Source organism: Cohnella hongkongensis (assembly GCF_042654645.1).
Classification (GTDB): Bacteria; Bacillota; Bacilli; order Paenibacillales; family Paenibacillaceae; genus Cohnella; species Cohnella hongkongensis.
Genome location: NZ_JBHSEP010000015.1, coordinates 91098 through 102837 on the forward strand (window position 1 = coordinate 91098; position 11740 = coordinate 102837).

Genomic DNA, 11740 nt, shown 5'->3' on the forward strand with positions numbered 1-11740 from the left:
ATCAAGGGGGTAAAGCCGATCCAGCGCCCCAGCCTGCTTTTTGTTCAATCAATTGCTCATACTCCTGCTTGCGCTGTTCCCGCGCAAACGCCTGCTCCGCTTCGAGATCATCGAACGCTTGGCGGATCGTCAAATGCTGTGATGCGAGCTCCAGCTTCTCCACCGTCCGCACGAACGGCAAAAACGGCGCATCCTCCTTGAGCTGCGCCAGCGCTTGTTCCTCACCTTGCTCAAAGTGAAGCAAGCAGGCTTGCAGCGGCTCCTTGAACACACGGGCAAACTGCTCCATCCAGATCAGCAGTTGTTCGACCGACATGCGCTCCATCCCGGATAACATGGCGATCACCGCTTGCAGTTGGTCGACCTCGTGCTTCATCTCCATTCGCCGCATACGCCGCTCAAACAATCGGATGCCGACGGGCAGCGCATACCCGCCCCAGCCTGCGGCGAGAGCCATAAACACCTCCCACCACAGCAGCCACGGCTGATCCAATTGCTCCAGCTTGTCCATCACCCGCCGCGCGGTCAGGCGAAGCTGCTCTTCCTGTTCCCCGTTTACCGCCTGCTGACGGAGTAGGTTCATGATGATGCGTTCGTTGCGCGGCCTCACCTCCTTTACTTGTTCCAAAATGCGGCGATCCAGCGCCGCAGTTTCCCGCGCCTTGACTTCCTCTTCGGCCGACAACTGCCCGAAAAGCATACCCGGTTTGACCGGCGCATGAAGCAGTTGGTGCCGCTCCGCTGCATGCAAGGAAACAAATAGCCCGAGCACAGCGACAAATGCCAGAGCGCCAGCAACCAGCCGCTGCACATAAAACCACTCCAACCGCAGCGGCGATGCCGTGTCCTTGAGCAGCCGGGTCACCCGATGCGCTTCCCGCGAATCGGAAGCCGGCCCCAGCCGCTGCACGAGCCAGTGTACCCAATGCCAACCGTATACGCGCTTCTCCCATCGGTTTCGGCTCGTATAGCGGCCAGCCCCATCCAGCTCCGCCAGTGCGCGAAGCAATACATAGGACAGCCAGACGACCACAAGCAAGCTCAGCTTCGCCAGCCAGCCGAGCGTCCCGGCGTAGAAAGCGTCCATCGACGGGAAAAAGTGGCTGGCCCATGCTTCAATCGGGCGGGTAAAAAGCAACGGCACCAACGCGATCACCGTCAGCCCTTGCAGCAAATAGCTAAGCTTCTCTCGACGCAGCAGCTCCAGATTCAGCTCGCCGGACAGCTTTTCCAACCCTTTGAGGTACACCGAACCGCTTTCGGTCTGCCGATCGCCATGCTCTTTAATGAGGTAAGACAATCCGGCCAGCCCTTGCAAATAGCGGTTGGGGGCGAGTTCCACATATTGCGCCAGCTTGTCCTCCGCATCGCTGTCCGTCAGCATCTCGTACAGCTCCTGCCCGTGCAGCGACATTTCATAGGGCGCGCCGTCCGCCGCCTCATAGATCGCTTCCTCGACCATGCCGTGGCGATGGTAGTGATGGCGGATATCGCCGAAGAAGGCGCGAAGTTGCCGGAGGAGGCGCAGTTCCAGCCGCTGCACACCCATGTCCGCCAGAACGCCGTGGCCTACCCACAGACCAATCAGCAGCATGCCCCAGGTGAATGGATCGCGCACCATGACGGCAAGCGGGATGACAAGCAGGAACAGGAGGCTCCACACTCGCAAGGCCGACTTTATCGTTTCCAGCCGCAGCTTCCACTCGTCGCCAAGTCGAACGATGAGGAGCCGCTTGCGCAAATGATGCAAATAGGCGCGCAGGATCGGTACTTGCTCGCACACACCGTAGAGTTGTTGCAGGAAGCTGTACATCGCTTGCCTGCGCGAGGCTTGTCCCGGCTTGCGCAGCGACTCGTAGCGCCGAATGGCGGCAATGTCCGAATCGCGGCGCGACAGCCACAGAAACGCCGCCACCGCCATCAGGAACAGAACCGTTGACAGGCCCAGCAGAGGAGAGAGCCATTCCCGCATCATGGCGCATCCCCCCAATGGCTGGACAGAAAGGCATCAAAGACCGCCTGATCCGGACCGCTCAAATAAGTCGCCATGTCCCGGCGGCTCTGCTCGGACAACGGATGGACGGCGACATACCGTCCATCCCGGTATTCGATCAGGTTACGTTCCGCGTACAGCGGGCGATCCGTCGAGCGCCGGAAAAACTCCAGCGCGGTTTCCATAAAAGCGGCCAGCCGGACATCCTTGGTCATTTTGCCGGTAAATTCGGCCGGGTAGTCCGCTTCCTGCGGCACCGGCACGCACTCCGTAATCCGTTCAATATACCGCCGTCCGTCCAGATCGCGACGCAGGTGAATATCGAAGTTGACGACGCTAACAACTTGCTGCTCCGCCACGCGCTCACTGCTAAACACGCCAGTCTTAAGCAGCGAATTGCGCAGCGACAGCACGAGATCGCGGAACGTTTTGGCGTGATGGGTAAACAGCGTAAACAACGAAGCCACTTGCGCCATTTGCACCATCCACGCCGCAACCGGATCGGTCGCCACCTCGCCCAAAATGTTCACCGAACCGTCCGTCTTTTTCTGAATGTCCAGCCCTTGCTGGCCGGTAATTGTTTCCGTTTCCCGCAGGCTGACGATGTTGCGGTTCGGGTAGATTTTGCGCAGTTGAAGCTCAAAGCTCATTTCCTGCACCCGGATCGGCAGCACCGCCGGAATATGGCGCACCATCGCCATCAGCAGGGTCGTCTTGCCGCTGCCCTGCGCGCCAGTGATCGCCGTAATACGCGCGCCCGCCACCAAATACCGGATAAGTCCGATCGGCAATTCCGCGTTTTCGTCCTGAATCAACTGCTCCAGCGTGGCGTTTTGCACATCAAATTTGCGCACAAAAAAAGCCCACGATTCCGCAAATCGGGGGCGCAGCACGACGACGCGGGAGCCGTCACCCATTTCATTGACCTTAAATCCATTCGCTTCGGACAACTGGCCGGGAAAATTATGCTTGTAGATGATCTGACAGACGCGGCGCAGCTCCTGCTCCGTGCCGAACGACAGGAAGCTCAAATGAATGGACTTGCCCTTGTAAAACAGCCATACGCTGTCGTGGGAACGGGGCAGCGCCTGCCACTCTACCTCTTCCTCCAGCGCCCATTCGCCCTCCCACATCAGTGGCGGCAAACCGGACACCCCGCCGGATACGCCGTCGATCCGCATATCACGCATCTCGTCGATGACGCTAAAACCTTTGTAATGCTGGTAAATGCGCTGCACGACGATGCGAAGCTTGTCCTCGGTTTGTAAGTTCGGGGATTCCTTCGCGTAAATGTCCCGAATCTCTGACCCCGAAATCCGGTACGCCTCAAGCTGACCGTCCTCATCGAAGCGTTGCCGATCCAACTCATACACCTGAATCATTTGCTCCAGCGCCCGCAGCCCGAACTGCTGCTTGTAGCGATCCAGCAGGATGTCAAACTGATCCTGGGCGGAAAGGGACTCCGGTTGCTGAAACGGCAGGAGCAGGTTCAGATGCGCATCGTCCATTTCGTATTGCTGCATCAGCAAATCGGTAATGACCTGCTTCACGTATTCCTTATCCCGCAAATCGCCGGAGGTGCAGCCGCGGAGCGCCTTCTTTAGTTCCGCCCGTTTGTTCTTGCGACGGCGGTACTCTTCCTCGGATAAGCCGAAGTCGCTTAAATGGCTGCTCGTCATTTCATGCAAGGTCTCTTTGATGAATCCCGTCATCGCCTCCAGCGTATAGACCGTCTCTCCATCCGTCCGTTCGGGCAAACGGCGGCTCATGCGCAAATAAAGAAAGAACGCGGCCAGAAGCAGTAGCGCCACTATAATCAGGGTGTTCAGCAGCGTCATCATGGCATATCCTCCTTGCCGCCGAACATGAGCCGATTCATGCCTGCACCTTCGGCAAGCACCTGCGCAAGCGCGCGTACCTGCCGGACAAAGCGATGATTTTCATGCTGGCGCGAGGTCTTGCGATTGCGAAACCAATACGGAATCGCCTCCCCGTGCTGAACCGCATCCAGCCAGCCCGTATTATGCACGACTGGAAAGGCTGGCTGCTGCCAATGAAAGCGGCGCTGGAGGTTATTGACTGTCAAGGACGAACCCGGATCGAACTGTCCAAACACGAGCATCGCTTTCTGCTCACTGAGCTTCGCGCTTTCCGAAGATTGAAAAAAACGCTCCAGCAGCAACCGATTTTGCGGCAGGCAAACAACAAGGAGATCCGCCCGATTCCGCAGTTTCTCCCGCCAGCCCGGAGCGGTCCCGCTGCCGCCGTCGAGCAGCACCAGATCGTAGACGCGCTGGGCGGTGTCCAAAAGCGGCTCCAGCCAGCGCTCCGCCAGCATGGCAAAGCCTGCGTTCGGCTTCGCCGAGCCAGGCAGTACATCCAACCGCTCCCGAAGCAGCGGCTGCGCATAATCTCGCAGCATACTCACTTCCAGCTTGCGGTTTTGCAGCAGCCGCAGCAGCGCATCCATGCCGATATCCGGCAAGGGGGACGGATTTTTTTCCGGCGGGTAAAAGGCGCGCTGCGCCGACTCATCCTCCTCGCGCAAAAGGCCAAGAAGCAGCAGCCGGGCCGAGTATTCCAGCCCCATGCATGTAGCCGCCGCCAGCAGATTGGTGGTCGTTCCGGCCAAACCGGGGAACGGACTCCAAAACACAACAATCATTCCCATCGTTCTTCTCCTTTCTACCAAGCTCGCCATCGCTTTTGGGCAGATGCCCAGGCGCGCCGCGCAGTCTTGGTATCGCAATCCCCAAGCTGTTGCAGCATGGTGAGCAGAACCTGCCGAAACGCCCCGCTGACGCGGCGAAGGTCGATGCGGTGCTGATGCTGGTTATGCAAATCCGCTATGGCATCGCGTTCATCCAACGGAAAATAAAAGGAGGGCTCCAGCCACTCCACATGGCGCAGCCGTGTTTCGGCCCGCCATGCGGGCAATGTGCCCGGCAACGCCGGAGATAACCAGTCATAAAAAGAGAGCGGCGCTTCCGCCTCGTGCAAACACAGGCGCAGCATCAGCTCCTCATTTTTTTGCAGCGACAGTCGCTTGCCGTCCCAGCACCAAATCCGCTTGTCAAAGTCGGGCAAATTCCGTCCTGTTATCATTTGCGTATGATCCGTGTCAAGTAGCAGCACATCATAGGTGCCCAATGTACCCGCCTGTTCCAGCGCGCGATCCAGTTGCGCCGCAGTAATATAGCCGTAGGCCACATCCATCTCCTCAAACTCCTGAACAGCGCTGCCGGTGAATGCGGGCGGCAAGTAGCCTTGAACGGCTTGTCCCATCGTCGAATCCACCAGCAGCACCTTTTGTCCCATAGACGCAAATATCCGTCCGAGCGCCAATAACGTATGGCTCTTATCGGTTGAGCCAAGAAATACGATTTTTTTCATAGCCGTCTCCCTTACTGATTTAAAATGTCCTCCCAGCGTTCTTCTCCCGACGGGACATTCGTTTCCGTGGTTGATTCTGGTTCCGTTGAAGTCGGAGGAGGCGTAACCGAATCTGCCGGAACCGAAGAAGCCGCTGGCTGCTCGGTTGTCGTCTCATATGACGGTAACTGGCCTGCCCCCGGCGCGCTGTCATTTGGCGCAATTGGCTCCGAAGTTCCGCTGACTGACAGCGACGGCGCTTCAAACATCGCATTGCCCTGCCGGGTCGTTGCCCGTTCATTCTGCAACTGCTGCTGTACCGTAACATTGCCGCTGGACGCTCGCAGCTTGTCCGATTCGCTAACCGCTTTCAAGTTGGCATCCAACGTTTGGCGCAGGCTTCGAGCCAGCTCCGTTTTGGCCGTTTCGAGAAGATTCGGGTCAATCTCCATCAAATCCAGCACCTTCGGATTGGCCGGATAGTTGACGACGGCCGCCTCCTGCAAGCCCGGCTCGATATACGGGAGCGCGTATAGCCTCGCTCCCTGCAAGTACGCGTCAATGATCGCACTGGACGTTTGCAAAATGTCCATCTCATTTATTTCCAGCCACACGACATTGCCCGACAACTGCCGCACCTTCTTTTTAGCTAGCAAAACAAAGTCCTCTCCGGTCGGAAAACCGATTCGGACATCAATAAACTGCTCGGCCTTCAGATTGGAGGGAAGCTGAATGACTTGAAATTCCCTGAGCCGTACATCCTTCGGAACCGGCTGTCCTTCGTACAACAAAGAAGCGAGCAGCGGCGTGCCCACCTCCAACTCCACCTTCGCATGCTTGCCGATAATCGCTTCCCGATCCGTGATGACGCCGGGTGGAAGAAGGTTCACGGGCATCGGGATCGCTTGGAGATCATCGGCTGTGAGCACGACACCTGCCGCAACGGTTCGGCTTGCTACCCACACCTCGCGGCTGTTCAACTCCTTTTCTTGATTCAGTTGCTCGATCTGTTTTTCATAGCTTTCTTGCATCTGTTGCTGCAAGTGCTGCTGCTCGTTGTACTGCATCAGCAAAAAGACGGCTGCCGCCACGAGCAGCGCCAACCCAACCACAATAGCTCCAATGACAAACAACTTGCGGTTTCGATAAGTCGGCAACATCGCTAACGACTCCTTTCTTTATGATGAAGTGAATTTCAGCGTGCTTCGTCTCGCGACCGTGGCTTCTGCTGCTTCTCCTCTTGGAGAAGCGCCAGCTTCTCTTCTGCCCACGCCGGTGTATGCTCCGGTTTGAGGAAGCCCGCCAAGTCTTCCCGGTTATAGCGGCATTCGTCGCCCGAATAGAGCCTTTTCACGTAAACCGCTCGTCCGCGCGAATGTCCCGATGCGCCGAAGCCACCCGTCACCCAAACCAGTTGATGATCCGCCGTGCGAAACTCCGGTCGCAGCCTTTCCGGGCGGATCACGACAAGCCTGCCGCTGAGTTCATCCTCCCCTTTGATGGGCAGGCAATGGGCAGATAGAATAGCGACCATCGGCTCCGGAATGGCAGAACGCTCCGTCTGTAGCTTCTCGATCTCCCACTGCATGAGTTTAGTGAACTCCCGCATCGCCTCCAGATAGTCCGCGTATCCTTCTGCGCCATAATACTGATCGATGCCAAACAAATTGTTCTGGTCGCAGTAGCAGACCAAATAGGGCTTCTCGGCGTTCATCGTGTCGATGCCCAAAATAACCTCGACCCTGCCGATAGGCAGCGCCTGATAGACCTCATAGTCGCCAGCCATTCGTTTCTCTTGCTCCATCGTCAGTCCTCCCGACTCCTCTTGCGATTAGGCCTCTTTTGCCCGCTTAGAGCACCTTTTCTCTGCTTGCGAGGCTCCCGTTCATCCTCATCCGGCAATTCATCGTTGCGGGTAAGCCGGGCTTTTCCTTCATCAGCCGCTCATACTGTCGCCGTTTTCCTGCCGTAAAGTCCATGTGGAAGGCTCCTTTCTGCAAAAATGGGCATAAAAAAATCTCTCCATCAGAAGAAGGGGATATTAACGCTCGTGTTCACGTTCCCGCTGCTTCCTGCGATACCAATTTTCCACCAGTTGCACAATGATCTCTTCCATTTGCTGCGCGCTATAGTCCTGGGGAAAAAAGCGGCTAAGCCGTTCCTTGCGAATCGTCAGCTTCTCCTTCTGATTCGGCTTTTCCTCCGTCAAAATGCCGAAAATGACATCCCCGTTCAGCTTGCCGTCCTGGCTGAGCTTCTTCATGCGCTGCGCCTGCGCCAGCGAAGGCGTACAATCCTCGGCCTGCATCGTCTCCAGCAGGGCTTGCTGATCTTTCTCGGCCAAGTAAGAGATTTCAACCGCCGGGCTAAATGCGATATCCTTATTGTCCACCATTTCGAGTATGGGGGAGATGAGTTCGGTTAAACGGATGTAGCGTGAGATTTGATTTTTACTTTCTCCAACTTGTTCTGCCAGCAATTCTCTCGATTCCTTGCCGCCTAACTTCCGCCCAACTTGGGCGGAAGTCAGATCACTGCGCTGGCCTTGCCTTTTCATGGCTTCCAGCTTCATTTTATAAGCAAACGCCTTTTCACTCGGAGACACATGCTCTCGCTGCAAATTACTGTCCACCATAATAATGGTCGCCTGATCGTCGTCCAACTCACGAACAATGCATGGAATAGATTCCATTCCCGCCATTTCACTTGCCTTTTTACGCCGATGCCCGGCCACCATTTCAAAGCCGCCATCCGTTTTGGGACGTACCAGCACAGGGACCAGCACCCCGTATTGCTTTACGCTTTCGGCCATTTCCAACATCGCATCGTCTGCCTTTACTTTAAAAGGATGATCGAGAAAATCACTGATGTCCGCCAACGGGATTTCTTTGATCTGTTCCTTCTGTGTCACATTTCGGGTTTCTTCCGTTGTAAACAAATCATCGACTGTGGTCAGCTTGATGCTGGCGCGTCGGTCTTCTTTCGCTGCCAATATCCTGCACCTCCTTCGTTAATGAGGCATAAGCTCTGGCGACTTGTCCGCCCGGATCGTGTGCATAGATACTTTTTCCGAGAGCGCTTGTTTCCGCCGCGCCAATGGCAAAAGGAATTACCGTTTGGTAAACCCGTAGCTTATCGCCATAATCGCGTCTCAATACAAACGATATATCTTTGGCAAAATTGGTGCGTTTGTCTACCATCGTCAGCAAGACACCTTCTACCACCAGCTTTTTGTTAATTTGACGGCGAACGCGGGCAATCGTCTGCAAAAGCTGCGTCATGCCCTTTGCCGGCAAATAATGGGACTGAACGGGAATGATAACGCTATCCGCCGCCGCCAATGCATTGATCGTAACCATGCCCATGCTTGGCATACAGTCGATCAGGATATAATCGTAGTTATCCGTTACAGAATCAATGTACGTGCGCAAGATGGTTTCCCTGCTCATCGTGTTTACGAGCGCCACTTCAACCGCCGACAACTCGATATTGCCCGGCATCAGATCGATTCCTTCGTAATGCTGCAAAATGCCTTCTTGTGGGTCATAGGCTTCTTCCGCTATACATTTTTGCAGCATCGTCGCCAACGATACCGGAAGATTGTCCGGCTCTCTGAAGCCGAGTGCAATCGTCAGATTTCCTTGTGCGTCAGCATCCAGCAACAGCACCCGGTTACCTTCCGTAGCCAACCCGATTCCGAGATTGACCGCTGTAGTTGTTTTGCCCACGCCGCCCTTCTGATTGGCAAGGGCGATTACTTTGGCCATCTGTTCAAGTCTCCTTCCAAATAGAAGAAGCCGGTTGCTTGGAAGCAGCCGAGCACCGGCTTTTCAAAGATATCTATATAAAAAGAGAACATCCCGAAAGGGATGAACTCTTGGATATTCGACTTCAAATGGTTCACTTTCATCTATTGTCGTGTTTTCGTTATTGCTTGGTTGCTGCATCATTAGGGGAATGAAAAATGATAAGGGAGTGACTACATGTATTCCGTCTCCCTACTTTCGGATCGAGTTGGTTTTTCATGAAAGAGTAATCTGATTGAATCCAACGCGAAAAACATGCATCGTCGGGTTACAAGTAGACATTGAAAAAATTTATCCGGCGGACAGCAGTTGACTGTCTCCATAAGCGCAGGCTAGCGCTTCCTCCAGGATCGCTGCAGGCCGCCCCCATTGCGATAAGCTGTGGCTGGACGGAAGTATCATGATACCTCCATGCAGGTCATCGCCGTAAATGGAACCACCATTTCGCTATGCATCGCGGAATCGCTCTCATCTTGCCCTGCATCTTAAACGGACGGACAGGAACAATACGGTCATGGCGCGCTGGCATACTGGCTCTCCTTTGAGGCTGCATGGGGAATGTACCGGACAAACTTGTATTCGATTTTCAAAGAGCAGTGACGAGGGGATTTAGTCCCTCATAAGCCGTTTCATTTTTCGGGTAAAATCGGGTAGTTCGAGGGAAAATATTTTGAAGAAAGTTTTTCGAGGACATCTCGCGGGTTGCTGTTTGCCAAAAAACAGGCAACAATGGACTGGAAGCGGTTGGAGATTCATGGTCAAAAAGGTAGAATGGTGAGGGGGTAATCCGTAATTGAGGAAAAGTTCAACTTTGATGAGAGGAAGGAAGCAACATGTTATATATCTTTGGCGGCTTGCCGGGTACCGGCAAATCCACATTATCCGCAGCTTTAGCTAAGGAGCTCCGAGCTACGTATCTTCGGGTCGATGTAGTTGAACAGGCGATGCGTACTGCCGGAATCACTGTGAACGGGCCGGAAGGCTACAAGATTCCGTTTGTTGAAATCGAGGTTGTTTGTTTTGATGAACGTGAACACGGGGCTTCGTGAACGGCTTGGTCTGATGAGTTAAGGCGTTTGTATTCAATCAAACGAGAAGAAATCGGTTGTTAACAAGGAACACAGCTTAGGAACAATGCATAATCATTAAAGATTTTTTTTATAATTGATTGAAAGTCATAGTCAAAACCAAGAAAGTGAAAGGCCACCTTCGCCTTTTAATATCGAAGGTGGCCTTTCACCCGGACTGACTTTGATTTATGCTCTTTGTGACAACAGGACACGTAAGCAAAACAGTATTCCTAGAATGTTCTGCTTATAAAAAATAAGAAGAGATTTGGTCAATTTTCTGTAAGCGTTCTTTAGAAGCTTCAATTTCCTCATACCAGTAGACTACTGAATCTACCAATCCTACCGGTACCTTACCGTGACAAATTTCGCTAAAATAAATCTCCAGTTCATTAATATCCAATTGTAGCGGTTCAATGTTCGCTATTGCTTCTCTAAGTTCCTCTTCACTTTCGTGGTTCAATAAATAGATTAGAAATTCAGCTAGTGCTATGCGCTCTTCAAACAGCAATTCATAAAACGAATTATCCTTTAATTCGCCTTGAAATAACTTATATGCCGGTGAATCAAATCGCAACTCATAAGTATATAGCCCCAATTTACGAGCTTGATCTTTAATAGTTGTATAATACGCTCTCGCTGTACCACCAACAACTCGACCCAAGAATTTTTTAATTCGAGTATCATTAGGTGTATCCCTATATGCTCTATCAACCGTTATTTCCATTTTTAAACGATCAGACAAAAAGGCAACAATTAGATCTCTTTCTTTATGAAAGTTTGGGGAAATATTAAATCTATCATAACGACACGTTTCATAAAACCGAGTAAGTAGTTGCAAAAAGGCATGCTGATGCGGATTAAATGGAATTTGAATTCTTGTTGCAATTCTCTCATGCAATTGCTGAAGGCTATGAGTAATGAGGCTCTTTTCAAATCTTGTTATATCTTCTTCTGAGAGCATTTCCGGAAACTCTTCTAATAAAACAAGTAAAACTTTTTGTAAACGTTCAATCCCTACTGCAAATGAATATAAGACATGAAAAACATCACATTCTTGACTAAATCCTTTCAATGCATCAAAATTCTTAAATCCGTTATAAATAAAGGTTCCAGCAATATCAATTTCTCGACCCATGTTAAAATTCTTATAAAACTGCATCAGATTCATCTACTTTATCACTCCTTCCTTACTTTGAAGAATGTTCAATTTGTGGTGGCTGCAACTCATTTTAATATTATCTGATTGTTAACTGTCTCATAGGCAGCGTGGCCTCCCTTCGGGATCTCTGCAAGCCACCCCCTTTGTGATAAGCAATGGAAATATTATTATTTCACCACATGGTTCATCGCATACGTGACACCATCATTAGTTATTAAAGGAGTAGTGATCCCTAGTGTTCTTTGAAAAGAAGATCGCGGTTCATAAGCAAATTAGCTTTACTATTGGAATAAGGGGACGATCGGATAAGATCGATATGTATTTTCAAAAGAGCACTGTT

The 11740-nt window shown here is 52.6% G+C and carries 10 protein-coding genes; 1 reads left to right on the forward strand and 9 read right to left on the reverse strand.

The window, feature by feature from the left end; genetic code table 11:
• Nucleotide 1: 1 nt before the first annotated feature.
• The 8 genes from ACFO3S_RS18895 to ACFO3S_RS18930 all read right to left on the reverse strand — a co-directional run bounded on the left by ACFO3S_RS18895 (nt 2) and on the right by ACFO3S_RS18930 (nt 9132).
• On the reverse strand, nt 2-1975 hold the full coding sequence (locus ACFO3S_RS18895; RefSeq protein WP_378099289.1) for a hypothetical protein: 1974 nt from the start codon (nt 1973-1975) through the stop codon (nt 2-4).
• Nucleotides 1972-3834 carry an ATPase, T2SS/T4P/T4SS family gene (locus ACFO3S_RS18900; RefSeq protein ID WP_378099291.1) on the reverse strand — a complete coding sequence of 621 codons (1863 nt, stop codon included), beginning with the start codon at nt 3832-3834 and terminating at the stop codon, nt 1972-1974. The genes ACFO3S_RS18895 and ACFO3S_RS18900 overlap by 4 nt, the downstream gene beginning before the upstream one ends.
• Entirely contained in the window at nt 3831-4625 is a 795-nt protein-coding gene (locus tag ACFO3S_RS18905; protein ID WP_378099293.1) for a hypothetical protein, read from the reverse strand. The genes ACFO3S_RS18900 and ACFO3S_RS18905 overlap by 4 nt, the downstream gene beginning before the upstream one ends.
• Before the next feature lie 53 nt (nt 4626-4678).
• Nucleotides 4679-5386 (reverse strand): hypothetical protein, encoded by a 708-nt coding sequence (locus tag ACFO3S_RS18910; protein ID WP_378099295.1) that lies wholly within the window; start codon nt 5384-5386, stop codon nt 4679-4681.
• An 11-nt stretch (nt 5387-5397) separates the two neighbouring features.
• Complete coding sequence (locus tag ACFO3S_RS18915; protein ID WP_378099297.1) at nt 5398-6525, reverse strand: SAF domain-containing protein; 1128 nt, start codon at nt 6523-6525, stop codon at nt 5398-5400.
• A 35-nt stretch (nt 6526-6560) separates the two neighbouring features.
• Nucleotides 6561-7169 carry a hypothetical protein gene (locus ACFO3S_RS18920; protein WP_378099299.1) on the reverse strand — a complete coding sequence of 203 codons (609 nt, stop codon included), beginning with the start codon at nt 7167-7169 and terminating at the stop codon, nt 6561-6563.
• 237 nt (nt 7170-7406) lie between these two features.
• Nucleotides 7407-8357, reverse strand: coding sequence for a ParB/RepB/Spo0J family partition protein (locus ACFO3S_RS18925; RefSeq protein ID WP_378099301.1), 951 nt, complete (start codon nt 8355-8357; stop codon nt 7407-7409).
• Entirely contained in the window at nt 8305-9132 is an 828-nt protein-coding gene (locus ACFO3S_RS18930; protein WP_378099303.1) for a ParA family protein, read from the reverse strand. Before ACFO3S_RS18930 ends, ACFO3S_RS18925 begins: the two co-directional genes overlap by 53 nt.
• An 872-nt stretch (nt 9133-10004) precedes the next feature.
• Here ACFO3S_RS18930 and ACFO3S_RS18935 point away from each other — a divergent pair.
• Nucleotides 10005-10220 carry a P-loop nucleotide/nucleoside kinase family protein gene (locus ACFO3S_RS18935; RefSeq protein WP_378099305.1) on the forward strand — a complete coding sequence of 72 codons (216 nt, stop codon included), beginning with the start codon at nt 10005-10007 and terminating at the stop codon, nt 10218-10220.
• A gap of 265 nt (nt 10221-10485) precedes the next feature.
• Here the strand turns inward: ACFO3S_RS18935 and ACFO3S_RS18940 are convergent, their stop codons facing one another.
• Nucleotides 10486-11409, reverse strand: coding sequence for a hypothetical protein (locus tag ACFO3S_RS18940; protein WP_378099307.1), 924 nt, complete (start codon nt 11407-11409; stop codon nt 10486-10488).
• Nucleotides 11410-11740: the final 331 nt, after the last annotated feature.

What these genes read in the sequence shown, in the direction of transcription:
- ACFO3S_RS18895 (WP_378099289.1), bottom strand. Translation starts at nt 1,975, where the DNA reads ATGATGCGGGAATGGCTCTCTCCTCTGCTGGGCCTGTCAACGGTTCTG.
- ACFO3S_RS18940 (WP_378099307.1), bottom strand. Translation starts at nt 11,409, where the DNA reads ATGAATCTGATGCAGTTTTATAAGAATTTTAACATGGGTCGAGAAATT.
- ACFO3S_RS18915 (WP_378099297.1), bottom strand. Translation starts at nt 6,525, where the DNA reads ATGTTGCCGACTTATCGAAACCGCAAGTTGTTTGTCATTGGAGCTATT.
- ACFO3S_RS18935 (WP_378099305.1), top strand. Translation starts at nt 10,005, where the DNA reads ATGTTATATATCTTTGGCGGCTTGCCGGGTACCGGCAAATCCACATTA.
- ACFO3S_RS18910 (WP_378099295.1), bottom strand. Translation starts at nt 5,386, where the DNA reads ATGAAAAAAATCGTATTTCTTGGCTCAACCGATAAGAGCCATACGTTA.
- ACFO3S_RS18900 (WP_378099291.1), bottom strand. Translation starts at nt 3,834, where the DNA reads ATGATGACGCTGCTGAACACCCTGATTATAGTGGCGCTACTGCTTCTG.
- ACFO3S_RS18930 (WP_378099303.1), bottom strand. Translation starts at nt 9,132, where the DNA reads ATGGCCAAAGTAATCGCCCTTGCCAATCAGAAGGGCGGCGTGGGCAAA.
- ACFO3S_RS18920 (WP_378099299.1), bottom strand. Translation starts at nt 7,169, where the DNA reads ATGGAGCAAGAGAAACGAATGGCTGGCGACTATGAGGTCTATCAGGCG.